Source organism: Arthrobacter sp. NPDC055585 (genome assembly GCF_053619115.1).
On the sequence record NZ_JBSHIT010000001.1, the window covers coordinates 9,010 to 33,810 of the forward strand.

General features: G+C 66.8%; 21 protein-coding genes, 2 tRNA genes and 1 riboswitch. Of the genes, 7 read left to right on the top strand and 16 right to left on the bottom strand.

The annotated features are described in order from the left end of the window. Positions 1 to 122: 122 nt before the first annotated feature. From ACWGQ2_RS00050 to ACWGQ2_RS00080, 7 genes are all read right to left on the bottom strand, one after another. Positions 123 to 1,304 (bottom strand): NAD(P)-dependent malic enzyme, encoded by a 1,182-nt coding sequence (locus tag ACWGQ2_RS00050; protein ID WP_452012971.1) that lies wholly within the window; start codon positions 1,302 to 1,304, stop codon positions 123 to 125. Between the two features lie 327 nt (positions 1,305 to 1,631). After that, positions 1,632 to 1,704, bottom strand: a tRNA-Asn gene (locus ACWGQ2_RS00055). A gap of 128 nt (positions 1,705 to 1,832) precedes the next feature. Next, positions 1,833 to 1,905 (bottom strand) — tRNA-Asn (locus ACWGQ2_RS00060). A gap of 51 nt (positions 1,906 to 1,956) precedes the next feature. Next, a complete protein-coding gene (dnaG, locus tag ACWGQ2_RS00065; protein WP_452012974.1) occupies positions 1,957 to 3,921 on the bottom strand; it encodes a DNA primase in 1,965 nt (654 codons plus the stop codon). A 36-nt stretch (positions 3,922 to 3,957) separates the two neighbouring features. Beyond that, the gene (locus ACWGQ2_RS00070) at positions 3,958 to 5,241 is read right to left on the bottom strand and encodes a deoxyguanosinetriphosphate triphosphohydrolase (RefSeq protein ID WP_452012976.1); all 1,284 of its coding nucleotides are present in this window, start codon (positions 5,239 to 5,241) and stop codon (positions 3,958 to 3,960) included. 6 nt (positions 5,242 to 5,247) lie between these two features. After that, positions 5,248 to 6,420: a tRNA dihydrouridine synthase DusB gene (gene dusB, locus ACWGQ2_RS00075; RefSeq protein ID WP_452012978.1), complete on the bottom strand. Its 1,173-nt coding sequence runs from the start codon at positions 6,418 to 6,420 to the stop codon at positions 5,248 to 5,250. Positions 6,421 to 6,512: 92 nt separating this feature from the next. Continuing rightward, positions 6,513 to 7,916: a YibE/F family protein gene (locus tag ACWGQ2_RS00080; RefSeq protein ID WP_452012981.1), complete on the bottom strand. Its 1,404-nt coding sequence runs from the start codon at positions 7,914 to 7,916 to the stop codon at positions 6,513 to 6,515. A 150-nt stretch (positions 7,917 to 8,066) separates the two neighbouring features. Here ACWGQ2_RS00080 and ACWGQ2_RS00085 point away from each other — a divergent pair, with 150 nt between their 5' ends. The 3 genes from ACWGQ2_RS00085 to ACWGQ2_RS00095 are packed head-to-tail and all read left to right on the top strand — an operon-like array spanning position 8,067 to position 11,470. Next, positions 8,067 to 8,744 carry an ATP-binding cassette domain-containing protein gene (locus ACWGQ2_RS00085; protein WP_452012984.1) on the top strand — a complete coding sequence of 226 codons (678 nt, stop codon included), beginning with the start codon at positions 8,067 to 8,069 and terminating at the stop codon, positions 8,742 to 8,744. Then, positions 8,744 to 10,867, top strand: coding sequence for a YhgE/Pip family protein (locus ACWGQ2_RS00090; protein WP_452012986.1), 2,124 nt, complete (start codon positions 8,744 to 8,746; stop codon positions 10,865 to 10,867). The genes ACWGQ2_RS00085 and ACWGQ2_RS00090 overlap by 1 nt, the downstream gene beginning before the upstream one ends. Positions 10,868 to 10,906: 39 nt before the next feature. Further along, a complete protein-coding gene (locus ACWGQ2_RS00095) occupies positions 10,907 to 11,470 on the top strand; it encodes a TetR/AcrR family transcriptional regulator (RefSeq protein ID WP_452012989.1) in 564 nt (187 codons plus the stop codon). 77 nt (positions 11,471 to 11,547) lie between these two features. Here the strand turns inward: ACWGQ2_RS00095 and ACWGQ2_RS00100 are convergent, their stop codons facing one another. The 3 genes from ACWGQ2_RS00100 to ACWGQ2_RS00110 all read right to left on the bottom strand — a co-directional run bounded on the left by ACWGQ2_RS00100 (position 11,548) and on the right by ACWGQ2_RS00110 (position 14,984). Next, positions 11,548 to 12,453, bottom strand: a complete 906-nt coding sequence (locus ACWGQ2_RS00100) for a GNAT family N-acetyltransferase (RefSeq protein ID WP_452012991.1) — start codon at positions 12,451 to 12,453, stop codon at positions 11,548 to 11,550. Further along, on the bottom strand, positions 12,453 to 13,841 hold the full coding sequence (locus ACWGQ2_RS00105; RefSeq protein WP_452012994.1) for a glycine--tRNA ligase: 1,389 nt from the start codon (positions 13,839 to 13,841) through the stop codon (positions 12,453 to 12,455). The genes ACWGQ2_RS00100 and ACWGQ2_RS00105 overlap by 1 nt, the downstream gene beginning before the upstream one ends. Before the next feature lie 156 nt (positions 13,842 to 13,997). Then, positions 13,998 to 14,984 (bottom strand): DMT family transporter, encoded by a 987-nt coding sequence (locus tag ACWGQ2_RS00110; protein ID WP_452012996.1) that lies wholly within the window; start codon positions 14,982 to 14,984, stop codon positions 13,998 to 14,000. A 110-nt stretch (positions 14,985 to 15,094) separates the two neighbouring features. On the opposite strand from ACWGQ2_RS00110, the gene ACWGQ2_RS00115 reads away from it, so the two are divergent. After that, on the top strand, positions 15,095 to 15,325 hold the full coding sequence (locus ACWGQ2_RS00115; RefSeq protein ID WP_152228558.1) for an RNA-binding S4 domain-containing protein: 231 nt from the start codon (positions 15,095 to 15,097) through the stop codon (positions 15,323 to 15,325). A 3-nt stretch (positions 15,326 to 15,328) separates the two neighbouring features. Here the strand turns inward: ACWGQ2_RS00115 and ACWGQ2_RS00120 are convergent, their stop codons facing one another. Next, positions 15,329 to 15,982: an alpha/beta hydrolase gene (locus ACWGQ2_RS00120; protein ID WP_452012999.1), complete on the bottom strand. Its 654-nt coding sequence runs from the start codon at positions 15,980 to 15,982 to the stop codon at positions 15,329 to 15,331. A 193-nt stretch (positions 15,983 to 16,175) separates the two neighbouring features. Between ACWGQ2_RS00120 and ACWGQ2_RS00125 the strand changes: the two genes are divergently transcribed. After that, positions 16,176 to 16,979 carry an SGNH/GDSL hydrolase family protein gene (locus ACWGQ2_RS00125; RefSeq protein WP_452014451.1) on the top strand — a complete coding sequence of 268 codons (804 nt, stop codon included), beginning with the start codon at positions 16,176 to 16,178 and terminating at the stop codon, positions 16,977 to 16,979. Here the strand turns inward: ACWGQ2_RS00125 and ACWGQ2_RS00130 are convergent. From ACWGQ2_RS00130 to ACWGQ2_RS00140, 3 genes are read right to left on the bottom strand one after another with little or no spacing between them, the layout of a single operon-like run. Further along, positions 16,976 to 17,530: a DUF3995 domain-containing protein gene (locus ACWGQ2_RS00130; protein ID WP_452013001.1), complete on the bottom strand. Its 555-nt coding sequence runs from the start codon at positions 17,528 to 17,530 to the stop codon at positions 16,976 to 16,978. The genes ACWGQ2_RS00125 and ACWGQ2_RS00130 overlap by 4 nt on opposite strands. A gap of 23 nt (positions 17,531 to 17,553) precedes the next feature. Continuing rightward, positions 17,554 to 18,690 (bottom strand): homoserine O-acetyltransferase MetX, encoded by a 1,137-nt coding sequence (metX, locus tag ACWGQ2_RS00135; protein WP_452013004.1) that lies wholly within the window; start codon positions 18,688 to 18,690, stop codon positions 17,554 to 17,556. Then, positions 18,687 to 20,003, bottom strand: a complete 1,317-nt coding sequence (locus ACWGQ2_RS00140; protein ID WP_422402167.1) for a bifunctional o-acetylhomoserine/o-acetylserine sulfhydrylase — start codon at positions 20,001 to 20,003, stop codon at positions 18,687 to 18,689. Before ACWGQ2_RS00140 ends, metX begins: the two co-directional genes overlap by 4 nt. Positions 20,004 to 20,068: 65 nt before the next feature. After that, a riboswitch (SAM riboswitch) is annotated at positions 20,069 to 20,185 on the bottom strand. Between the two features lie 124 nt (positions 20,186 to 20,309). On the opposite strand from ACWGQ2_RS00140, the gene ACWGQ2_RS00145 reads away from it, so the two are divergent. Next, entirely contained in the window at positions 20,310 to 20,951 is a 642-nt protein-coding gene (locus tag ACWGQ2_RS00145; RefSeq protein WP_452013006.1) for a VOC family protein, read from the top strand. 128 nt (positions 20,952 to 21,079) lie between these two features. After that, positions 21,080 to 22,036 carry a hypothetical protein gene (locus ACWGQ2_RS00150; protein WP_452013009.1) on the top strand — a complete coding sequence of 319 codons (957 nt, stop codon included), beginning with the start codon at positions 21,080 to 21,082 and terminating at the stop codon, positions 22,034 to 22,036. Between the two features lie 65 nt (positions 22,037 to 22,101). On the opposite strand, the gene ACWGQ2_RS00155 is transcribed toward ACWGQ2_RS00150, so the two are convergent. Together ACWGQ2_RS00155 and ACWGQ2_RS00160 are read right to left on the bottom strand one after the other, a co-directional pair. After that, the gene (locus ACWGQ2_RS00155; RefSeq protein ID WP_452013012.1) at positions 22,102 to 23,919 is read right to left on the bottom strand and encodes a glycoside hydrolase family 2 protein; all 1,818 of its coding nucleotides are present in this window, start codon (positions 23,917 to 23,919) and stop codon (positions 22,102 to 22,104) included. Beyond that, positions 23,903 to 24,682 (bottom strand): CPBP family intramembrane glutamic endopeptidase, encoded by a 780-nt coding sequence (locus tag ACWGQ2_RS00160; protein ID WP_452013014.1) that lies wholly within the window; start codon positions 24,680 to 24,682, stop codon positions 23,903 to 23,905. Before ACWGQ2_RS00160 ends, ACWGQ2_RS00155 begins: the two co-directional genes overlap by 17 nt. Positions 24,683 to 24,801 lie beyond the last annotated feature (119 nt).

Sequence of the window (24,801 nt, forward strand, 5' to 3'; positions counted from 1 at the left end):
CAAAAACAATCCCCTGTTTGGTGGGGGGTGCCAGGGGCGCCGGGTTTTTTTTTTCTGGGGGGGCGGGGGGGGGGGGGGCGGGGTGCGCTGCCCCCCGCCCGCGCCGGCACAGCAGCTAAGGATCAGGCGGTGTGCCCCGGAAGGACGGGCCCCGACGCTGCAGCTACCGCGGCCGCCACAGCCGGTGCCACGCGCGGATCGAGCGGGCTGGGCACAATACGGTCGGCCGCCAGATCCTCTCCCACCAGGTCAGCAATGGCCTGCGCGGCCGCCACCTTCATGGCGGAGGTAATCCTGCGTGCGCCGCTGTCCAGGGCTCCGCGGAAAATGCCGGGGAACGCCAGGACATTGTTGATCTGGTTCGGGAAATCGCTCCGCCCGGTGGCCACGACGGCGGCGTAGCGGGCAGCGACGCCGGGGTGGACTTCAGGATCCGGGTTGGAGAGCGCAAAGATGATGGCTTCCGGGGCCATCGTAGCCAGGATTTCCTCCGGCACCGTGCCGGAGGAAACACCAATAAAGACGTCCGCGCCGGCCATGGCTTCGGCCGGGCCGCCCTCGAGGTTCCGCGGGTTGGTTCGGGCAGCAAGGCCTCCCTTGGCGCCGTCCAGACCACGGCCGGAGGACAGGATGCCGCGGGAGTCAAGGACAACGACGTCGTGCACTCCGGCTTCCAGGAGGATGTTGGCGCAGGCCACGCCGGCGGCTCCGGCACCTGAGATGACCACGCGCAGGGCTGGCATATCGCGTCCGGTGACCCGAGCGGCGTTGGTCAGTGCTGCCAGCACCACGATTGCCGTGCCGTGCTGGTCATCGTGCATCACCGGGCAGTCCAGGGCCTCAATCAGCCGCTGCTCAAGTTCGAAGCAGCGCGGGGCGGAGATGTCCTCAAGGTTCACGGCACCGAAGCTGGGCCGCAGGCGGATGAGGGTCTCGATGATTTCATCCACGTCCGTGGTGTCCAGGACCAGAGGAATTGAGTTCAGGCCGGCGAAGGTCTTGAAGAGCGCGGACTTTCCTTCCATCACCGGGAGTGAGGCGGCGGCTCCGATATTGCCCAGGCCAAGGACTGCAGTGCCGTCGCTGACCACGGCGACGAGCCGGGAGGCCCAGGTGTGGGTGCCCGCCAGCTGCGGATCGGCGGCGATCCCGCGGCTGACCTGGGCCACTCCCGGCGTGTACGCAATGGACAGGGCGCGGGTTGAATCAAGCGGCTGCTTCGTTTCGACGGAGAGCTTGCCGCCCTCGTGGGCTGCGAAGATCTCTGCTTCGGTAATGGCTGCGGATACGGCGGTAGAGGTCATGGCTGTGCTCCTGATGAAGGAAAAGATTAAGGACCGCGTCTGCGACAGCCGGCTGGATCAGCGGCATCGCGTGCGCGAAAAACGCAACGGAACAGTAGGGTTCCGGCATGGGCATCAGGATAGGTACGCCCCTGGCGCCTGCGGCACCGGATATGTGGTGGATCCAGTGCTCTTTGCAGCGGCAGAACCCCAGTGTAGCCACTCAAACTGAGGATTCCGCAAACCGGCACCGCGTACGGCGCGCCCGTGCGCGCAGGCGGGATTCGTGCGGACCGGCCGCGGATACACCGAAGGCCCGCAACACTGTTACGGGCCTTCGGTCAGTTGCTCCCCCGACTGGACTCGAACCAGTAACCCTTCGATTAACAGTCGAATGCTCTGCCAATTGAGCTACGGGGGAAAGCGGCGACAATCAGTCTACACCGTACAGGCCGCTGTCACCGACAGCCTGCGGCGCTTCCCGCGTTCGGAAACCGAAGCAGGAAGAAGGCTCCTGACCTGTTTTTATTCAGGTCAGGAGCCCATTTGCTCCCCCGACTGGACTCGAACCAGTAACCCTTCGATTAACAGTCGAATGCTCTGCCAATTGAGCTACGGGGGAAAGCGCGACTATTACTTTACAGACGAAGCGCCGAGAAACGAAATCCGCGTCTCACTGCATCTCACGCAGGGCGCGGCGCTGCATTTCGAGCTCCATCAGCTCCCGGTTGAGCTGCTGGAACAGGGCCGGATCAGCACTGGGATCCAGCCGCTGCAGCTGCCCCAGCTTCTCAGCCTTCAGGTGCGTCACCTGCAGCTCAAAGAGCCGGTTGAGGATATCCCGGCAGTACATCGCCAGCGCATCCGCGTCCCGGGCGGGAATGGGTGTCACCGCGAGTTCGCTGACAAAACCGCGCAGCGCGTCCGGCAGTTCCTGGCGAACCTGCTCAACCCAGGCGGCAGCAGAAGACGGCACCTCACCGGCGGCGCGGACTGCATTGTGCACGGCAACGTACGCCGGCACGGTGAACCGGGCGGCCTTGAAGCGCTCCCACTGGCCGGCGTCGAGGAGGCCGGGCTGCTGGAGCACGACCTCCAGTGCCTGGCGTTCCATCCTCGCCGCGGGGTCGTTGGGATCCGGGCGGGCGAAGGCCTGCGTCTGAGGCGCCTCCGCGGGATCCTGCCCCGGGTGCTGGGAACGGGCGCCGCCGTCGCGCCCGGGCTGGAGATGAGGCCCGGACTGGTTGTGCTGCCCTGACTGGCCATGCTGGTTTTGCGGGCTGTTCGGATCCCGTGCCTCGCGCTGGCGCTTGGCCGCGGCATTGACTGCGCGCAGGACGTCGTCAACTTCGCTGCCCAGCCAGCCGGCGAGCTCACGCGCATAGGCAGGCCGCATGGCGGAATCACGGATCTCGGCCACCACGGGAGCGGCCGCCCGAAGCGCGGAAATGCGTCCCTCCACGGTGTTCAGGTCGAACTTGGCCAGGGTGGAGCGGATCGCGAATTCAAACAACGGACGGCGGGAACGGATCAGTTCCGCCACGGCAGCGTCGCCCTTCTGCTGGCGGATGTCGCAGGGGTCCATGCCGTTGGGGTCGACGGCCACGAAGGTCTGGGCGTTGAAGCGCTGGTCTTCCTCGAACGCACGCAGTGCCGCCTTCTGTCCGGCGGCATCGCCGTCGAACGTAAAGATCACTTCTCCCCCGGTGCCGTCATCGGAGAGCAGCCGGCGGGCAATCTTGATGTGGTCGGTTCCGAAGGCCGTGCCGCAGGTGGCGACGGCGGTGGTGATCCCGGCCAGGTGGCAGGCCATAACGTCCGTGTAGCCTTCCACGACTACCAGCTGCCGGTCCTTGGCGATGGAACGCTTGGCCAGGTCAATGCCGTAGAGGACCTGCGATTTCTTGTAGAGCGGTGTTTCGGGGGTGTTCAGGTACTTGGGACCCTGGTCGTCCTCGTAAAGCTTGCGGGCACCGAAGCCGATGGTGGCTCCGGTGAGGTCGCGGATGGGCCAGATCAGCCGTCCGCGGAACCTGTCGTAGAAGCGGGAAGCGTCCTGTCCGGTGGAGAACATGCCGGTCTGGGCCAGTTCCTCGCGGCTGAAGCCGCGGCCGGTGAGGTGCTTGAGCAGCGAATCCCAGCCCTGCGGTGCATAGCCCACGCCGAAATGCTCCGCTGCCGCCGGGTCGAATCCTCGTTCGGCCAGGAAGCTGCGGGCTGCGGCAGCGCCGGGTGTGAGCAGCTGCTCACGGAAGAACTCCGCGGCAACCTTGTGCGCATCCAGCAGGCGCTGGCGCTTGCCCACGTCCTCGCGGCGCGGCCCGGTGCCGCCGTCTTCATAGTGCAGTTCGTAGCCCAGCCGGGAGGCGAGTTTTTCCACCGTCTCGGAGAACGTGCCGTGGTCCATCTTCTGCACGAAGGAGATCACGTCGCCGCTCTCCCCGCAGCCGAAGCAGTGGTAGGTGCCTACCTGGGGCCGGACGTGGAAGGACGGGGAGCGTTCGTCATGGAAGGGGCACAGTCCCTTGAAAGATCCGATGCCGGCGGACTTGAGCGTGACATACCCGTCCACTACCGCCTTGATGTCGGTGCGGGAACGTACTTCATCAATGTCTTCGCGTTTAATCAGGCCGGCCATGCTTCTACCTTATTCCCCGGCACCAAACCCGGGTTCCTACCAAAGTGCAGGAACCGGGCCCACCAGGCGTTCGTGCAGGGCCAGAGCGGACCCGTCCGTGAGCGAGGCCACCTGGTCGATGACCACACGGAGCCGGGCGCCGTCGTCGGCAGCTTCCCGCCAGTCAGCAGCAAACATTGGTTCAAGGTGCCGGTCACCGGTGGCGGAGAGCTGGGCAACCAGGTTGGTGAGGACCTCGCGCTGGCGTTCGTACAGCGGCTGTCGCTGGTCCGTGGTCATCACGAAGGTGGTGGCCAGGCCCTTCATCACGGCAATTTCCAGCTGCGTTTCCTCGGGAACAACCATTTCCGCGTTGTACCGGGTCAGCGGGTCCGGTCCGTAGATCTCCCGGGTGGCGTCCATGGCGCTGGAACAGAAGCGGCCGATCAGCTGGCTGGTCATGTCCTTCAGCGCGGCCATTGAACGGCGGCTGCCGTCAGCTTCCCGGACCCAGACGCCTTCGGCTTCCAGCCGGGCCAGTGCGGCGTCGACGGCGGCGGGATCTGCGGTGGGCACGTACCACTGCTGGGTGTAGCCGATGACGCGGGCGCGCTGGTCGGGGTTGTCCAGCCACTTGAGCTGCACGTGCCCGGCCACGATCGCGTCTTCGACGTCGTGTACGGAGTAGGAAATGTCGTCGGCCAGGTCCATGACCTGCGCTTCCACGCAGGACCGGCCCGCCGGGGCACCGTCGCGCAGCCAGGTGAAGACCGGCAGGTCATCCTCGTACACGCCGAACTTGGTGGTGCGGTGGCCGTTGACCAGCGGGGCGTCGACGGCGGACCACGGGTACTTGCAGGACGCGTCCAGGCTGGCGCGGGTCAGGTTCAGGCCGGCCGGCGAACCGTCCGGGGCGATGATCTTCGGTTCCAGCCGGGTGAGCAGGCGCAGGGTCTGTGCGTTGCCCTCGAACCCGCCGATCGCATGCGCAATGTCATTCAGTGCCGTCTCACCGTTGTGCCCGAACGGCGGATGCCCCAGGTCGTGGGAAAGGCAGGCGGCGTCAACGACGTCGGGGTCGCAGCCCAGCGAATTGCCGAGTTCGCGTCCCACCTGCGCCACTTCCAGGCTGTGCGTGAGCCGGGTGCGGACAAAGTCGTCAGTGTCCGGTGCCACTACCTGTGTCTTGGCGCCGAGCCGCCGCAGGGCCGAGGAATGCAGTACCCGGGCGCGGTCGCGGCCGAACTGGGTCCGGTGTGTGCTCTTGGCCGGTTCGGTTACCCAGCGCGCCTGATCGACGTCGGTGTAACCGGCGGTACGGAAAACCTGCGGAAGGGTCATATGTTCTTAGCCACCTGATACGTCGAGTTCGGCTGCCGCAATGATGGCCTTCTGGGCGGGGTTCAGTTCCCGTCCGTCCAGCCAGCCTTCGGGCAGGGCTGTCTTCTTGGGTGTGCCGGCCCGTCCGCGGGGGCCTTCGGCGTCCGCGCCGGGGTACGGTGCGGTCGGGTCGAGCTCCGCCAGGAGCCCGCGGAGCACCTCGAGGGAGGGCACAGTCGCCAGCTTAGCCCGCAGCTCTCCCCCTACGACGTAGCCCTTGAAGTACCAGGCCATGTGCTTGCGGATGTCCCGTAGTGCAATGACTTCATCCCCGAAGGTTTCAACCAGCAGTTCCGCGTGACGGTAGACGCTGTCTGCGACTTCCTTCAGCCCGGGGCGGTGCCGTTCGTCGCGGCCTTCGAAGGCCGCCTGCAGGTCCGCGAAGAGCCACGGGCGGCCCTGGCAGCCGCGGCCAATAACGACGCCGTCAACACCGGTCTGCTCGACCATGGCGATGGCATCCTCGGCTGACCAGATGTCTCCGTTGCCCAGCACCGGCACATCGGGCAGGGATTCGCGCAGTTCGGCAATCGCGTTCCAGTCGGCCTTGCCGGAGTAGAACTGTGAGGCGGTCCGGCCATGCAGCGTCACGGCGGCCACGCCGGCGTCGCGGGCGATCTTGCCGGCCTCTCGGAAAGTCAGATGGTCCTCGTCGATGCCCTTGCGCATCTTGATGGTCAGCGGGATCTCTCCCTTGGAGGCTTCCCGGACTGCCGTCTGGACGATTGCGGTGAACAGGTCCAGCTTCCAGGGCAGGGCTGAGCCGCCGCCCTTGCGGGTGACCTTGGGGACGGGGCAGCCGAAGTTCAGGTCAATGTGGTCGGCCCGGTCTTCCTCCACCAGCATCCGGATGGCTGCACCGACGGTCACCGGGTCCACGCCGTAGAGCTGGACAGAGCGGATCGACTCGTCGTCGTCGTGCTGGATGATGCGCAGCGACTCCGGCGAGCGTTCAACAAGGGCCCGGGACGTCACCATTTCGGTCACGTAGAGTCCGCCGCCGTATTCGCGGCAGAGCCGGCGGAACGCCTTGTTGGTAATGCCTGCCATGGGAGCCAGGATCACCGGCGTATCAATGGTCAGCTTGCCGAGCTGCAGCGGGGGCAGTTCAAGCCTGGTCTTAGTGGTTGCAACGCTCACCTTCCTATTCTCGCAAGCGGGTGCAAATCCTGCGCGCATTCGGCGGAGGGTGTTCCTGCAGCAGGCCTTTTCGAGGCGCTGGCGCGGGCCGACTAGTCCCGGATCCGGTCCTCCGTCGGCGCACCAGACGCCGAGCGCCGGGCCCGGGCGCTGCGCCGTGTACCGGGCTCGGCCGAGGCCGCGGCGGCGGCTCCCCCGGGAACCCAGGCCACGTCACCGGCAGGGTGCAGTTCCGCCGGGCCTTCGGTGCCGGCGCTGTCCGAGCCCTCCCGGGCACCGGACAGTCCCACGGCCTTGACCACCAGGACGGCGACGGCGGTGGTCACCGGGATGGCCAGCACCAGTCCTATCGAGCCGACCAGGGTGCGCACAACCTCTTCGGCCAGTTCCCCGCTGGTCAGGGTTTCCATCAGGGTCCGGTCATACAGGGAGACCAGGATCAGCACCGGCAGCGCGGCACCGGCGTAGGCGAAGGCGATGGTGTAGACCGTTGAGGCAATGTGGTCCCGGCCCACGCGCATCGCTCCGGCAAAGAGGCGCCGGGCGGAGGCTCCCGGAGCCAGTTCGTACATTTCCCAGACGGCGGAGGACTGGGTGATGGTCACGTCATTGAGGACACCCAGGCCGGAGATGATCAGTCCGCACAGAATGATGCCGGAGATTGACAGTTCATCGGAGGCGTTGATGAGCGTGTAGGCGTTCTCGTTGTCGACGCCGATCAGGTGTGCGGCATCCGTGGCCCAGGCAGCCAGCCCTGCCGTGATGCCCAGCCCAAACAGAGTGCCCAGCAGCGCCGTCGAGGTCCGCGCCGAGAAGCCGTGGGCGAAGTACAGGACCCCGATCATGATCACGCTGGATCCAACCAGCCCCAGCAGCAGCGGCGGTTTGCCTTCCACCAGGCCGGGCAGGATGAACCCGGCCAGCACCGCATACGCGCCGCCCAGCCCGATCAGTGCCCGCAGTCCGCGCCAGCGGGCGACGGCGATGACGACGCCGGCGTACAGCACCGCGAGAGCCGCAATGGGAACGCTGCGGACAAAGTCCATAAAGATGTACGGCGGTGCGCCGCTGTCCACCATCACGGCCTCGAGGTTGAGGTAGCGGATGCTGTCCCCCGCCTCGATTGCGTTGGTCTTGGCGACTTCGGGCGGAACTTCCACTGCTACGGCGGAACCTCCGGAAGACGGCAGCACGTGGGCCACCTGGCACTGCGGAGCCTGCACTCCGGCCTCGGTAAGCGTCGCGGAGGACGGGCAGTCCTCGATTCCCACCCGCTGGACGGAACCGGTGTCGATGCTGACGCCCTGGGCGGTGGCGTAGGGGTCCGCGATGGTGATCTCCCCCGGCTGTCCGCTGGGCCAGAGCGCGATCATGCCTGCCACAGCCAGCAGGCCGAGCGGAACAAGGATCGCCGTCAACAGCCGGTTGGCCTTCCGGCGGGCGGCGAGCGCCGCGCGGGTGGGGGTGCCGGCGTCGTGCAGGTGGCTGTGTCCCATGCAGGTCCTCACTGGGTTGGGCTGACCGGATGCCCGGTGCGGGTGCGCATTCCCATTCTCCCCATGCCGCGGGCGGATTACCGAATCCTGCCCGGCAGCGCGCTAGACTGACTGGTCAGTACAAAAAGTCGATTTCCCGAAAGGCACTTCGTGCAACCGGTTATCTCTGCGGAAGAGCTCAGCCTCACCGCCGCCAGGGGCCGCGTCTACGGCCCGCTCAGTTTCACCGTCGCTGATCCGCTCAGCCTGATCTGCGGCCCGGCCGGCAGCGGACGCACCAGCCTGCTGCTCACCCTGGCCGGACGCATGAAGGCAGGCAGCGGCCGCCTTGAGGTTCTGGGCTCTGCCCTCCCCCGGGACGCCCGCCAGGTACAGAAACGCACGGCCATTGCAGGGTTCACCGGTATCGATGACCTGGAGCCCGGAGTCACGGCCGGCGCCGCCCTGCGTGAGCGGCTGGCCTGGCTGTCCCCCTGGTGGCGTTTTGTTCCCAGGGTCTCGGACCGTCAGCTGGCAAGGGCCTGCAGCCCGGTGTTCGGGAGCCTCGGGGCGCCCGCAGCCAACGCAGTGATCTGGGACCTCAGTGAGGAGGAGCAGTTCCTGCTGCGGATCTCGCTGGCCATGCTCTCCCGCCCGGACATCCTGTTTGTGGATGACATTGAGCAGGTCCACGCCAGCCGTGCACGTGTCCTTGTGGAGGAGCGCCTGGCGGCCATCGCAGCATCCGGCACCGCCGTCGTCGTCGGGGCAGCGTCGCTGCCAATCCAATCGTGGAGCGGTTCGGAGACCCAGCCCTCCGCCGTGCTGATCGCCGAGGAGGCGCACTGATGTTTGCCCTGTTTTCCCCAGGCACCGAACTGAGCCGGTTTAGGCGGGGAACCCTGCCCAAAATCGCCGTTGTGGTGATGCTGTTCATTCCGCTGATCTACGGCGCCCTGTACCTGTGGGCCTTTGACTCCCCGGACAAGCACCTGGACGGACTGTCCGTGGCACTGGTCAATGAGGACAAGGGGGCAGACCGGGACGGTGAAGCTCTCAACGCCGGCGACGAACTTGAGCAGAAGCTCCTGGACGGCGCAGACCTGGACTGGCACGCCACGGATGCCGCAGATGCGGCAGACGGCGTCTCCGACGGGACGTATTACCTGTCCCTGACCATTCCGGAAGATTTCTCCGCCAGCGCGGTGTCCGTGGGCACCGAACATCCTGTGTCCGCGAAACTCAAGGTGGACTACAACGACTCCAACAACTTCCTGGCCGGTGTGCTGGGCAAGCAGGCGATGGCACAGGTCCAGGCTGCGGTCTCCTCCCAGCTGGGCAACCAGGTTGCCTCCACGCTCCTGGTGGGCCTGAACGACGCCGGAACAGGCCTGCGGGACGCAGCTGCCGGTGCCGGTGAGCTCACCGAGGGCATTGATTCCGCCGTATCCGGTGCCGGCCAGCTGACCGCTGGACTGGGCAGCCTGGCGGACGGAACGCTCACCCTGCAGGACGGTGCTTTCCGCCTCTCCGCCGGAGCCGGCTCGCTGGCCTCCGGCCTGAACGACCTCTCTTCCGGAACCTCAGCCCTGTCCGCGGGCAGCGGCGACCTCGCAGCGGGTGCGCAATCCCTTTCCGACGGAACCGCCCAGCTTTCCACCGGCGCCTCAGGCGTGGCGGCCGGCGCCCAGTCGCTGGAAGAGAACCTGTCCGCGCTTTCCAGCAAGCTCAGCGGTGCCGTACCGCAGGCCGGACAGCTGGATGCCGGTGCAGCCCAGGTCTCCTCCGGGCTGGACAAGGTGGTGGCCGGGATCACGGCCCAGGATCCGAACAGTCCGCTCCTGGCACAGCTGCAGCCGCTGGCCGAAGGTGCACGCCAGGTGGCCTCCGGAACGGACGCACTCCAGACCGGCATCGGCCAGGCCGCCGACGGCGCGGGCCGGCTCGCCGCCGGAAGCTCAGACCTCTCCGCGGGCGCGGCCCAGGTGTCTGCCGGGGCACAGTCCGCGGCGGACGGGGCATCTGCCCTCTCCTCGGGCGCCTCGGACCTTGCGGCGGGCGCTGCGCAGGTCGACGCGGGTGCCCGGTCCGCTGCCCAGGGTGCCGCTGAACTGAACGCCGGCGCTGCCACACTCAGCGGAGGCACCACTGACCTGGCGGCCGGCGCCGGTGAGCTGCTCGACGGCGGTACCGCGCTGTCTGAAGGAGCCGGGGAACTTTCCGCCGGCAGCCATACCCTTGCAGATGCACTTGCGGACGGCGGGGACGCCCTTCCTCAGGACGATGACTCGCTGATTGAGTCCAAGGCTGCTGTGGCCGCGGACCCGGTGGAGCTCGACGCCGGTTTCGCCACCCAGGCGGACAGCTTCGGTGAAGGTTTCGCTCCGTTCTTCCTGGCGCTGGCTACCTTTGTGGGCGCGCTGATCACCTGGCTGCTGCTCCGGGCCCTGCCCACCCGGGCACTGGCAGCAGGAATCTCCGGTTTCCGGGCCGCATCCACCGGCCTCATCCCCGCCCTGGCCATCGGACTGGGCCAGGTGCTGATCATGATGGCAGTGCTGGTCTGGGGACTGGACATCCATCCCGCGTACCTGCTGGGCACCGGCGCCTTCCTGTACCTGACCACGGTGGCGTTCCTGGCCCTGCAGCAGATGCTGATCATCGTGCTGGGAACCGCTGCCGGCCGGGTGGTCTCCCTGGTGCTGCTGATGCTGCAGCTGAGCTCCTCCGGCGGAACCTATCCGGTGGAAACCACCCCGGGGTTCTTCCAGGCGCTGCATCCGTTTATGCCGGCGACCTACGTGGTGAACGGCCTGCGGGCCCTGATCACCGGCGGCGTGGACGCCCGGATGTGGACCGCCGTCGCCGTGCTGGGCACCCTGACGGCCCTCTGCGTGGCGGTGAGCTCGCTGAGTGCAGGCCGCCAACGGATGTGGACGATCAAGCGGCTGCACCCGGAGCTGCACCTCTAAGATCAAAGGGAACCACCGGAGAAACAAAGGACTCATTGCATGCCACGGGTATCAGGCACCAAGCGGTCGATCCTGGACGCCGCTTTGGAGCTGGCGTCGCTGAACGGGATCACCGGCACCACCATGGAGGACGTCGCGGTGCGCGCCGGCGTGGCCAAGGGCAGCGTCTACTACAACTTCTCCTCCAAGGACAAGCTGTTCGAGCAGCTGCTCCTGGACGGGATCGGCGCCCTGGCCGAAACCCTGCGGCAGGCCAGGGAAGGCAAGTCCGGAGCCGGCGCGCTGGGGGCCATGGTCACCGCGATGCTCGAAGTAATCTCCGGAAACCAGCCGCTGGCCAAGCTCATTGCGGCAGAGATCTTCCGCACCGACCGGTCCTGGCAGACCCATCTGCAGATGGTCCGGCGGGAAGCCCTCGCGGAGTTCACGGCGGTCATCCGGGAAACCCGTCCGGAGCGCACCGACGCAGAGCTGATGGCCGGCACCATTTTCGGAGCCGTCCTGGTGGGCGGCATCGAGTGGCTGGTCTTCTCCCCCGAACGCTCCCTGCAGGAAGTCTCCGAGTCGGTGCTCTTTACCCTCTCCGGCCGGCTCACTGCCTAAAAACCGACACCAAACAACGACGGCGCCGGACCCCCTCAGGGATCCGGCGCCGTCGTTGTTTCGGTCCTGCCGCAGCGTTAGCTGGACAGGATCAGCGTGTCCGCACCGTCCTGCCGGGCGGCGCCGGCTGCCAGCAGCCGGTCCAGGACCCGCACCAGGGCGGTCATCGAGTCATCGACTTCCAGCTGTACCGGGTACTGGTAGGCCAGCATGGCCAGCAGTGATTCAACCGCAGCTTCCGCTTCGGTCTCCTCCAGCGTGGTGTCCCAGCCCAGCAGCACGTCCGCCGGGGCGTCGGTGCGCTCGGAGGTGTAGCTCACGGCGAACGCCGCAATCTTCCCGCCTTCATGCTTCGGCTTGTCCCGCAGCACCACAGCACCGGAGGCACCCGTTGCCTCGTGCAGCAGCATCTGCTGGGCACGGCCGATTCCCATGTCCGCGCGGTCCCAGTCGTGGACGGCGTTGTAGAAGTCGGCGACGGCGCGGGTCAGTTCCACCGAACCGGTTGCCGCTTCCTCCAGCTGCGGTCCGTGGTCTTCGAACACGGGCAGCTTGAGCTTGCCCGGTTCCACGATCACTGAGCGGGCGCGCTGGATGGGCTCCATCCCGGCGGCAGCAGCGAACGCCGCACCCGGAGTGTCCGGAGATACCTTGGCGCGGAGCTTCGTGACGCCCGAAGGCGCGTGCTCGGCTTCCTTGCGCAGCATTCCCAGCAGCGTGGAGCCCAGGCCGGCTCGCCGGTTCTCCCGGGCGACCTCGACATAAGCCCACAGCCGGTCCGGGTGCAGGCTGGTCTCGTAGACCACCCCGGCAGCCACGGGCACGCCGTCGTCCTCCGCCACAATGCAGCGGCTCCACGGCTCGTTCGCCGACGGCCGCAGCACGGAACGGAAGTGCGCAGCCTCTCCGGTCTCCGGGTCGCCCCAGAGCTGGATCAGCGTGAGGTCATCGTCCTCGCGCCATTCACGGAAAGAGATCGCCATTACGCGCCGATCAGCCGTTCGGCCAGGTAGCCCTGGACCTTGTCCAGGCTGACACGCTCCTGGGCCATGGTGTCCCGTTCGCGGACGGTGACGGCCTGGTCTTCGAGCGTGTCGAAGTCCACCGTGATGCAGAACGGGGTGCCGATCTCATCCTGGCGGCGGTAGCGGCGGCCAATGGCACCGGCGTCGTCGAAGTCGATGTTCCAGTTCCGGCGCAGTTGTGCTGCCAGCTCCTTGGCCTTCGGGGACAGGTCCTCGTTGCGGCTCAGCGGCAGCACGGCTGCCTTGACCGGGGCCAGGCGCGGATCCAGGCGCAGCACGGTGCGCTTGTCCACGCCGCCCTTCGCGTTCGGTGCCTCGTCCTCGGTGTAGGCATCCACCAGGAACGCCATGAAGGAACGGGTCAGGCCGGCCGCGGGCTCGATCACGTACGGGGTGAAGCGCTCGTTGGTGGCCTGGTTGAAGTAGCTCAGGTCGGTGCCGGAGTGCTTGGAGTGCGTGCCCAGGTCAAAGTCGGTGCGGTTGGCGATGCCTTCCAGCTCGCCCCACTCCGAACCCTGGAACCCGAATCGGTATTCGATGTCCGTGGTGCCCTTGGAGTAGTGGCTCAGCTTCTCCTGCGGGTGCTCGAACAGGCGCAGGTTCTCCGGGTCGATGCCCAGGTCCGTGTACCAGTTCTTCCGGGTTTCGATCCAGTACTTGTGCCATTCCTCGTCCGTGCCGGGCTCAACGAAGAATTCCATCTCCATCTGCTCGAACTCACGGGTACGGAAGATGAAGTTGCCCGGGGTGATCTCGTTGCGGAAGCTCTTGCCGATCTGGCCGATGCCAAACGGCGGCTTCTTGCGGGAGGTGGTGAGCACGTTGTTGAAGTTCACGAAGATGCCCTGGGCCGTTTCCGGGCGCAGGTAGTGCATGCCTTCTTCGCTGGCCACCGGACCCAGGAAGGTCTTGAGCAGGCCGGAGAATTCCTGCGGCTCGGTCCACTGGCCCTTGGTGCCGCAGTTGGCGCAGGTAATGTCCGCGAGGCCGTTTTCCGGGGCGCGGCCCTTCTTCTCTTCGTATTCCTCTTCGAGGTGGTCGGCGCGGTAGCGCTTGTGGCAGCTCAGGCACTCGACCAGCGGGTCGGAGAAGACTTCAACGTGGCCTGAGGCTTCCCAGACGGCGCGCGGGAGGATGACCGCGGAATCCAGGCCTACGACGTCGTCGCGGCCGCGGACCATGGACTGCCACCACTGCTTCTTGATGTTTTCCTTCAGCTCGACGCCGAGGGGCCCGTAATCCCAGGCGGAACGCGAACCACCGTAGATCTCACCCGACTGGAAGACGAAGCCCCGGCGCTTGGCCAGGGAGATGATCGGATCCAGTTTGGATTTGGTCGAAGCCATGAAATGGTACCGCCGTTCTTTCTGCTCGCGCAGGCCGCTGGGTGCGGTCCGCTTTCGATCCCGTGCCGCCCGGTTTTCCGGCGCTGAAGTGCGCGGATTCCGGGCGGAGGGCAAAACTTATAGATACCAGCTTAAGGTCACGGCGGCGAAAGGCTGTTACCGGCGCTCCCGCCGGGGCCAGGGACGGAATCCGGGCATGTTCCAGGGCAGGGTGGCCACGACGATCGCGGCCAGGGTCAAGGCGGTGCCCAGCACGGTGGCGGCCACCACGACGGAGCCCGGGGCGGGTACGAAAATGTCCAGCAGGAGGGAGCCGATCAGCTGTCCGCCGATCAGGCCGAGGCTGGTGAGCAGCACACCGAGGGTCTTGACCAGCATGGCGCTGACGCCGATGAAGATGCAGCCCAGCGGTCCGCCGAGGTAGAACCACCAGGTGTCCGGCAGCGGGTTGCCGGTTCCGGAGACTGCGATCTTGATCAGCCAGAGGATTGCAAGAGCGGCAAAGCCGGAGACGAAGTTCAGCAGTGTTGCGGTGATCGGGGTTCCGTAGTGCATGCCCGTGGTGCCGTTCATGGCCTGCTGGAAACTCATGGCCATGCCTGCGCTCAGCGGCAGCAGGACGGCCAGCAGCCAGTCCCCGCTTCCGCCGGAGCCGGAGAGCTTGGGGCTCACCGCCCAGGCGACGGCGGCGATGGTCAGCACGGCGCCGACCACCCGCATGATGGTCAGGGTTTTCTTGCCGCCCGGACCAATGCCCATCCGGTCCACCACCAGTCCGGTCAGCGTCTGCCCGGCGACGGTGGCGACCGTGAAGACGGCAACGCCCAGCACGGCGATCGTGAGTGTCTGGGTGAGCACGAACCAGGCGCCGATCACACCGGCCAGAATGTAGATCCGCGGAAAGCGCCGCTCACGCAGGGCCGGCAGGATCTGCCCGAAGCCGACGCGTCCGCGCGGCAGCACTGCGGTGACCAGGATCATCACCACCAGCCCGACGCCGAAGCTCACCAGGGCGGCCGCGAGGGAATCATCCAGCGCGGCGCCCAGCTCCCCGTTGACGCGGGACTGGGCAGGGATCGCCATCCCTGCGGCTAAGGCAAGGGGAAGTCCGACGGCGGCGGGGATGCGGGCAGGCTGTGGCACCGTTTCACCCTACTCCGGCTGCAGGCTCCTCCCCGGCTGCGCCGGGGATCCGTAACTTGCGGCAACCGGCCCGTGCCGGCGTCGTGCGCTTTCTCCGGCAGAATAGGGGCATGAGCTCAACCGATCCCCAGGACCTGCCCATCCGTGACGACATGATCCGCCTTGGCCAGGCGCTGAAACTTGCCAGCCTTGCCGAGGACGGCATTGAGGCGAAGGAACTGATCGAAAACGGACTGGTGAAGGTCAACGGTGAAATCGAAGAGCGCCGCGGCCGGCAGCTGCACGCCGGGGACACCATTGAGGTGAACAGCCAGGCCGTGCGGATCGTCTCCGGCAGCTGAGCCCTACCGGGAGCCGAGGACCGTGTGGGTGAGGAATTCCCGCACGTGTCCCAGTTCCTGCATGTTGATGCTGTGGCCCATGCCCGCGTAGAGCACCTTGGTGAGCTTGGTGTGGCCGTTGAGCCAGGCGTGGGTGTATTCGATCCGCTCGGCGTCGATCACCGGGTCGGCCTGGTCCCGTCCCCAGAAGAACGGCACCTTCAGGGCGGCCAGTTCCTCATCGTGGAAGAAGCCGCTGCCCTCCGCGGGCACGACGAAACCTGAGAGCCCGACGACGGCGGCAAACTCCTCGGGGCGGTGCCGCATCAGGGTGCTGGCCACGGCCATGCCCATGGAGAAGCCGAGCAGGCTCACGCTGGAGTGCTGCTCCCTGATGCCGTCCAGCCAGTCCGAGACGTCCTGGACGGCGGCAACCACCCGGTCCACTGAATACTCCGGTTCGTGCATCAGCGGGAACCATGAGTACCCCGGCCCCAGTGCCTGCGGGGCACGCACCGACGCGATGGTGAACTCCTGCGGCAGGTACTGCGCCAGCCCCATGAGGTCTTCCTCGTTGGCCAGGTAGCCGTGAAAGAGCACCAGCAGCGGCGTTCCGGCCCGCTCTTCCTCCGGCTTGGAGAAGAGCACAACAGGGTTCCAGGGAGAGATTTCAGTCATAAAACCCATTCTGGCATGCAGCTGCGCCAACCTACGGTCGCGTAGCCAGCCGCCCACGGGCAATCATGGTCTGGTGACCGAAAACGTGCAGCATCCTTCCGAACCAGTACCGTCCGCACCGCAGACCGGCTTCGACCCGGCAGTACAGCCAGCCCCGCCGCAGGGGCACCCCGACCATCCCTTCAACCGGTACGTGGCGCTGGGCGACTCGTTCACGGAAGGGATCGGAGACCCCAGCCCGGAGAGCCCCGGAGGCCACCGCGGCTGGGCCGACCGCCTCGCCGAGGAGCTTGCCGCCGGGCACGACGACTTCGCCTACGCGAACCTGGCCATCCGCGGCCGGCTGCTGAACCAGATTGTGGCTGAGCAGCTGCAGCCCGCCATCGACCTGAAACCGGACCTGGTGACCATCTGCGCCGGCGGCAATGACGTCATCCGCCCCGGCGGGGATCCGGACCGGCTGGCCGAAACCATGGACACCACCATCGCCGCGCTGCGCGAAACCGGTGCCACCGTAGTGCTGTTCACCGGCCCGGATATTGGAGCCACCCCGGTGCTGGGCAGCGTCCGCGGGCGGGTGGCTATCTACAACGAGAACCTGCGCACCGTCGCCTTGCGGCACGACGCCGTCATTGCGGACATGTGGGCGCTGCGGGAGCTGAGCAACCCGCAGATGTGGGCGCCGGACCGGCTGCACTTTTCCCCGATGGGACACCAGACCATCGCCGCCATGGTGCTGGAGACACTCCAGGTACCGCATACGCTTGAACCCGCCGTCGTCAAGGAGCTGCCGCCCAAGAACTGGCGGACGGCGCGCTCCGAAGATCTCTTCTGGGCCCGCGAATACCTCATGCCGTGGGTGATGCGCCGGGTCCGCCGCCGCTCCTCCGGTGACGGTATTTCGCCGAAGCGGCCGGATGCCGGCCCCTACTTCGGCAAGCGGATGCCGCAGGGCTCCTCCGAAGGTGCCGGAACCGGGCCGCTCAGCCAGAGCTAGTCCGGTTCGGGCTGTCCTGCCGTCCGGCTGGCCTGAGTCCGGTGCTGCGGCTTCCGCCGCGAGAGCACCAGGTAGGTCAGGAGCGCGGCGCCCCAGGCGAGGAACAGCGGATCCCACAGCCAGGCGTGGCCCTTCAGCCCGTCAAGATCGGCGTCCGGACCGGCGGGGATCCAGCCTGCCAGCACGGCTGACGCCGCTACTGTATTGACCGCGCCGTACAGGCACAGTGCCGCGCCTCCTACCCAGCTGAGCGCGCGGATGAGCCGGGGAAACGGAAACCTGCCGTGGGCTGCGGCCAGCGGAATAACCGCCGCAGCGGCCTTGAGCAGCGCGGCACCGCCGAGGACCGCGGCGGCCTGGGCCGGGGACTCCTGCCGGTTCTGCACGGCGAAGCGGCCTACCGTGGCCAGCAGCCAGTCCCCGCCCAAGGCCCAGTACGCGCTAAACGCCGCATGGACCAGGCCAAGGATGCAGGCTGCCCGGAGGAAGCCGGTGCCGCGCCGGGGCCAGGCGTCCGCTCTGCGCGGCGGTTCCTGCGGTGCACTGCGCATCCCCCCATGGTGCCGCGCAGTTCCTAGGCGAAGAAGTCCTGCCGCAGAACATCCTGGAGCTGGAGCACATCGGTGAGGAAACCGTCGTGTCCAATCGGGGCATTGATCAGGTGCACGCGGTTCTCGCCGGGCAGCGCTGCGGCCAGTTCATGCGACTGTTCGGGGAAGTACAGCCGGTCCGAGTCCACCGCTGCCACCAGGAACTGCGCCTGGGTGCCCGCGAGCGCCTCGGTCAGGCTGCCCCGGCCCCGGGTGACGTCGTGGCTCATCAGCGCCTCGGTGAGGACGACGTAGCTGTTGGCGTCGAACCGGCCGGCGAGTTTTTTGCCCTGGTGGTCCAGATAGCTCTCTACCTGGTACCGGCCGCGCTCAGCCGGCAGCGCTGCTCCCAGCGGGTCCTCCCCCGGCTGCGGTGTCCGGCCGAACCGGTACTGCAGTTCTGCCTCGGAGCGGTAGGTGATGTGCGCGATCCGGCGGGCCAGACCCAGCCCGGCCAGCGGGGCGCGTCCGTTGTAGTAGTCCCCGCCGTTGTAATCCGGATCCAGCCGGATGGCAGCGACCTGAGCCTGGGCGAAGGCGATCTGCTCGCCCGTACTTGCCGCCGTCGCCGCGATGACCGCGCACCGGGCCACCCGTTCGGGTTCAGTGACGGCCCACTCCAGTGCCCGGGCGCCGCCGAGGGAGCCGCCCAGCACGGTGTGCCAGCGGCGGATGCCCAGCTGGTCTGCCAGCCGGGCCTCGGCGTGCACGGAGTCCCGGATGGTGACAAACGGGAACCGGGATCCCCAGGGCAGCCCGTCCGGGTCCGCCGATGCCGGACCGGTGGAACCGTAGCAGCCGCCGACCATATTGATTGAGACAACAAAGAACCTGTTGGTGTCGATGGTCCGGCCCGGACCCACCAGGGGATCCCACCAGCCGGGTTCGTCCGTGCAGCCCTGGGCCACGTGGGTGCTGCCGGTCAGGGCGTGCGGAATGAGGACGGCGTTGGACGCGTCGTCGTTCAGCACACCCCACGTTTCGTAGCCCAGCACCACGTCCGGAAGGACGCCGCCGGTCTCCAGGGCCAGGTCACCGATCGAGGCATACTGCAGCACCCCGTCCAGTACTCGGACAGGGTGCTGCGGTGCAGGAGGATACGTTGTCACGCTGTGCTTCATGCTCCCTTGGCGGCGCGGAAACCGGCGTCGAGGTCCGCGATGATGTCATCGATGTGCTCCAGGCCCACGGACAGGCGGACCAGTCCCGGGCTGACGCCGGCCGCTGCCTGTGCTTCCGCACCGAGCTGGCTGTGCGTCGTCGACGCCGGATGGATCACCAGTGAGCGCACGTCGCCCACGTTCGCCACGTGGGAGTGCAGCTCCAGGCCGTCCACAAAGCGCTTGCCGGCCTCGACTCCGCCCTCGATTTCGAAGGACACGATCGCTCCGGTACCGCGTGGGCCGTACTTGCGTCCCCGTTCGTACCAGGGGCTCGACTCCAGCCCTGCATACGCAACGGAAATGACGTCGTCGTGCGCTTCCAGCCAGCGCGCCACGGCGACGGCGTTTTCAACGTGCCGCTCCACGCGCAGGCTCAGGGTCTCCAGTCCCTGGGCCAGGAGGAAGGCATTGAACGGGGAGAGCGCAGAGCCCAGGTCGCGGAGCAGCTGAACCCGCGCCTTGAGGATGTAGGCCAGGTTCGCGCCGAGGACGCCGTTGGCGCCCAGGTCGCGGGCGTAGACCAGCCCGTTGTAGCTCTCATCCGGGGTGTTGAAGCCCGGGAACTTCTCCGGGTCGGCGCCGAAGTCGAAGTTGCCCGAGTCCACGATCACGCCGGCAATCACGGTGCCGTGCCCGCCCAGGTACTTGGTGGCTGAATGCACCACAATGTCAGCGCCCCATTCGATGGGCCGGATCAGGTACGGCGTGGACAGGGTGTTGTCCACGATCAGCGGGATCCCGGCCTCATGGGCGACGGCGGAGATCCCCTCGATGTCCAGGACGTCCTGGCGGGGGTTGGACACCACTTCGCCGAAGAAGGCCTTGGTGTTGGGGCGGACTGCTTCCCGCCACTGGTCCAGGTTGTCCGGGTCCGCGACGAAGCTGACGTCGATTCCGAACTTCTTCAGCGTGTGCTTGAAGAGGTTGTAGGTTCCGCCGTAGAGGCTGGGGCTGGCCACAATGTGGTCCCCAGCCTGGGCGAGGTTGAGGATGGCGTAGGTCTCGGCGGCCTGGCCGGAGGCGAGTAGCAGGGCTCCAAGGCCGCCTTCCAGGGAGGCGATCCGGTTCTCGACGGCTTCCTGGGTGGGGTTGCCGATTCGGGTGTAGATCGGCTCCAGTTCGGCCAGCGCAAACCGGTTCGCTGCCGCTTCGGCGCTGGGGAAGACGAAGGACGAGGTTTGGTAGATGGGCAGGGCGCGGGCACCGGTTACGGCGTCGGGCTCCTGACCTGCATGGATCTGGCGGGTTTCGAAGGACCAGTTGGCAGACATTGTGCTCCCTTTATGACCAGGGGCCCCACAGGGTCGGGTCCGGGATACTCCGGAGCGACACGTGTGGCCCGCGCTTGCCGGTACGCCTGTTTGCGTACGGCCAGGTCTTCACCCGGGGCACCCCACCGCGGTTGGAGGGTTGCCGGCCAGCAAGCCGGGGCTATCTGCTGGCACTCATGACCTGTACCTATAGAACCAACGCTCCCGCTGTTGCGCAACCCATATGACGCAGCGTGAAAGTTGCTCATTACGCTCCTTAGGCTTGCCTTAGTCGAGACACAGGTCACAACGTGCCAAGATGTTCGCATGCGCCTGGATCACGTCTCTTACGCCTGCGAATCCGACGGCCTGCTGGCCACCACGGAACGCATTGCTGCTGCCCTGGGAACCGACTTCGTCAAGGGCGGAGTCCACCCCCGTTTTGGTACCCGCAACATGATCCTCCCGCTGGCCAACCACCAGTATGTTGAGGTTGTTGAAGTACTGAATCATCCCGCATCGGACAAGGCTCCCTTTGGGCAGGCCGTCCGTGCACGCTCCGAAGCCGGAGGCGGCTGGATGGGCTGGTGTGTTGCCGTTGAGGACCTGGCTCCCTTTGAAGAACGCCTTGGCCGCGCCTCCGTTCCCGGCAACCGCAAGTTCCCCGACGGGCAGGAACTCACCTGGCGTCAGATCGGCATCAACGGCCTGATCGCGGACCCGCAGGTTCCCTACATGCTGCGCTGGGATGAAGACAAGGCCGACCTCCACCCCTCGCGTGCCTTCGAAGGCACTGTCTCGCTGCAGTCGCTCACCATTGCCGGGTCTGCCGCACGGGTGACCGAGTGGCTGGGTATGCCGGTTGAGAGGCCCCTGGAGTCCGTGGACGTCACCTGGGTCTCCCCCAAGGGCACCCCCGGCATCATGTCCGTCACCTTTGCCACTGAGAAGGGTCTCGTCGAGATCTAGTTTCCGGATTCGCTCCGGTTTGGGAAATCGCTCCGGTACGCCGGGGACGATTTCTCCCAAGCCGGAGCTTTTCCACATATTGGGGTCCCTCCCCACGACCTAGCCGCTGCGTCTCCAACTATTGGGGCATGGAACCCGAGTTGATTTTCACTGCCGATGCCGATGCCTATGGGGCCGGCCGATACCTCCTTGCCGAAAGTTGCCGGAGGGGCAGCATCGTGCGGTTGCGCACCGGGGTCTATGTCGATGCTGAAACCTGGCACGGACTGGCGCCGTGGGAACGCGAACGCGTCCGGGTCCGCGCAGCAGTTGCCCAGGGTCAGGAACGCCGGATCCCTGTGCAGGAATCTGCAGCCGTCATGTGGGGAATGCCCCTTCTTCAACTTCCATCCGAGGTGCTCCTCCTGGCCGAAGCCCCCTCCCACGGCCGACGTCGTGCAGGGATCCGGTGGACGGTCAGGAACCTGCTTGAACCCCTCGACGCGGTCTCCGGCGTGAGCATGACGTCACGTACCCAGACCGCCCTGGACATAGCCGCGTACCTGGACTTCGAGGCAGCGGTTCCTGCTTTGGACAAGGTGCTGCGGAGCGCTCCGGCCCGTGGGCTGCCCTGCTACAGCAAAGAACATCTGCTGCGGCTGGCGGAAAACCTTCCGAACAAGAGCAGGCTGAACCGTGCCGTGCGCGTGATTGGCTTTGCCGATGCGCGTTCCGAGTCGGCCGGCGAATCCTACTCCCGGGCGGTCATGTTCAGGCAGGGATTCCCTGCGCCTGACCTGCAACATGAATTCGTTACTGCAGCAGGACGTTTCCGCGCCGACTTCTTCTGGCCGGAGCAGAGCCTGGTTGGAGAGTTCGACGGCGCCTTGAAGTACGGCCGGGGCAACCCCGCGGTTCCACCGCAATGGGACATCCTGATGAAGGAGAAACGCCGCGAGGATGCCATCCGGGCCACGGGCGTGGGCTTTGTCCGCTGGTCCTGGGCCGACATCTCGAGACCCGCATCGCATCCGGAGTCCCTGGTGCAGCGGCTCCTGCGGGCTGGCCTGCCGCTCCCGGGCCGGCCGCGTTCTCGCCGAAGCTGAGTTCGCTCCGCTTTGTGCAGATCGCTCCGCGGCGCGGCGGAGCGATTTCACAAAGTGGAGCGATCTTACAAAGCGGAGCGGTCCCCGCGGAAGGCACGGACAAGGTCAGCGTTCAGCGCGCGGACAGCCTCCGGATCAACCTTGAGCACCTTCCGATCGTAGGTGAGCAGGCCGTTGACCTCATCCTCGACGTCGGTGAGCTGGGTGTAGACGGTGGCGGCAAGGCCTTCCCGCAGCGCCGGCTCAATCTGGGTGCGGTGCAGCGAGGTGTACGCCCGCTCCAGCTCGGCCCGGGTGTGCAGGGTCTTGCCGTAGCCAAAGACCTTGCTGTTCCAGGTATACCCGTCCAGGGGAAGGCTGAAGCCGCCGTACTCGGAGAGCACGATCGCCCTCGGGTCGCGCTGCCAGCGCCGGCGGATCCGGAACGGCACCGCATAGACGTGCAGGCTCTTGGCATCACCGGCGCCCTGGTCGTGCCAGCCGCTGGCATGGTCGATGAGGCGCGTGGGGTCAAGCTTCCGGAGCTCGGGGGCGATGTCCGCAGCGTCGAACTGGCCCCAACCCTCGTTGAACGGCACCCAGAGCGCGATGCTGGGGACGCTGCGCAGCAGGTCGGCGGTTTCCCGCATCTCCCGCCGGAAGGCGTCCCGTCCGGCGGCGTCGCTGCGGCCGAATTTGGCGTACCGACGGTCGCTGCGGCTGCCACGGCCCGGCAGCGGTACGGGCTCAGGTGCCCGGCCCTCCCCCATTCCGCCGTTGACCAGGTCCTGCCACACCAGCATGCCCAGCCGGTCGCAATGGTGGTACCAGCGCAGCGGCTCGATCTTGATGTGCTTGCGCAGCATGGTGAAGCCGAGGTCCTTGGCAGTCTGGATGTCGAACACCAATGCCTCGTCCGACGGCGGCGTGTACAGCCCGTCCGGCCAGTAGCCCTGGTCCAGCAGGCCGAGGTGCAGGTACGGCTTGCCGTTGAGCAGCAGCCGCTGATGGCCGGAGGAATCGGTCCCGGCTCCAAAGGTGCGCAGACCAAAATACGTCTGGACTTCGTCAGCTCCGAGCCGCACCCGGACGTCATACAGGAACGGATCCTCCGGGCTCCACAGCCGCGGCTCCGGCAGGCCCAACCGGAACGGCACGCCGGGAACTAACGGGGCTGAAGCCACCTCAGCGCCGTCGGCGAAGACCACCGCTTCTGCTGCGCCGGCGGAGCCGCTGGACAGCGCACCGCCGGCGAGCACGGTGATTTCGACGCCGTCGAGTGTCTCCAGCGGCGTCAGCACCACGTCCCGGATCCAGGTTTGAGGCACGCGTTCAAGCCAGACGGTCTGCCAGATTCCGGACTGTGCCGTGTACCAGATGCCGCCGCGTTCCAGCTTCTGCTTGCCGCGGGACGCCCCGTTGGTGTCGGTGGCATCGAGCACCCGCACCAGAAGCTCCTGCTCGGCGGAACCGGCGTCGAGCAGCGCGGTGATGTCCAGGGTAAAGGGGAGGTAGCCGCCGTCGTGCGTCCCTGCCGGCTGCCCGTTGACCGTCACGGTGCAGGACTGGTCCACCGCCCCAAAGTGCAGCAGCACGCGCCCGTCCGGCCCGTCAGGAACAGTGAAGGTGCGCCGGTACCAGAGCGCTTGGTCGGGCTGCAGCTGGCGCCCGACGCCGGAGAGCGGCGCCTCGGGCGAGAACGGCACCAGGATCCGGCCGTCCCAGGACTGCGGCGGATCGGTCTGGCGCGCGGAAGTGATGGCGTAGTCCCAGTATCCGTTGAGGTTCAACCAGTTCCCGCGGACCAGCTGCGGCCGTGGGTATTCGGGCAGCACGTTCTCCGGGTCCAGGGCTTCGCCCCAGGGTGTCAGCAGTGCCATCGAGGCGTCAGTCTCCAATTCCAATGGCGGATCCGAACAGGGCAAACCCCACGAACCCGGCGATGTCCACGACGGCGTGGGCGATAACCAGCGGCATCACACGCTTCGTCTTGTAGTAGGCGTAGCCGAACAGCAGCCCCATCAGGAAATTGCCAATTCCGGGGCCGATCCCCTGGTACAGGTGGTAGCTGGCCCGGATGAGGGCGCTGGTGAGGATCATGGCCGGCACGGACCAGCCGAGCGCGCGCAGCCGGGTGAAGAGGTAGCCCACCACAATGACCTCTTCCAGGACAGCGTGCCGCATCGCCGAAAGCACCAGCACCGGAAGGGTCCACCAGTAGGTGTCCAGCGCGGCGGGGACAATGGCAGTGGTAATGCCCATCGCGCGGCCCGCGGCGTAGACGCCTAGCGTGCCCGCGCCGATCACGGCCGCCAGGGCGAAACCGAGCCCGAAGTCCAGTACCGGCCGGGAGAACGTAAATCCGATGCGGCGGAACGCTGAACGGCCCGGCTCTGTGAGCAGGAAGAGCACCAGCGCCACCGGGACAAGGGAGAAGAAGATGCCCAGCAGCTGGTAGACGAGGTCAAAGACGGGACTGTCATCAAGGACCGGGTTGAGGGTGGTGGTCTGGCCCTGCAGGGGCCCCTGCGTCATCTTGTCAATGAGGCGGACGACGGCGTACACGCCTGACTGCCCCAGGGACAGCCCCAGCACGATCAGGATTTCGACGATCAGCCTGCGCCGGGTTCCGGCATCGAGGACGGAGGCGGCGGAAGCAGGGCGCATGTGCCTATTGTGCCTGATCCGGTTCCCGGGCCGCGGCGGCGCCACTTGCGAATAACCGCCCGGTGCATTTCACTGGTTGAAATGCCAATACCACTGTGTGGCATTTCATAGTGCTCTGG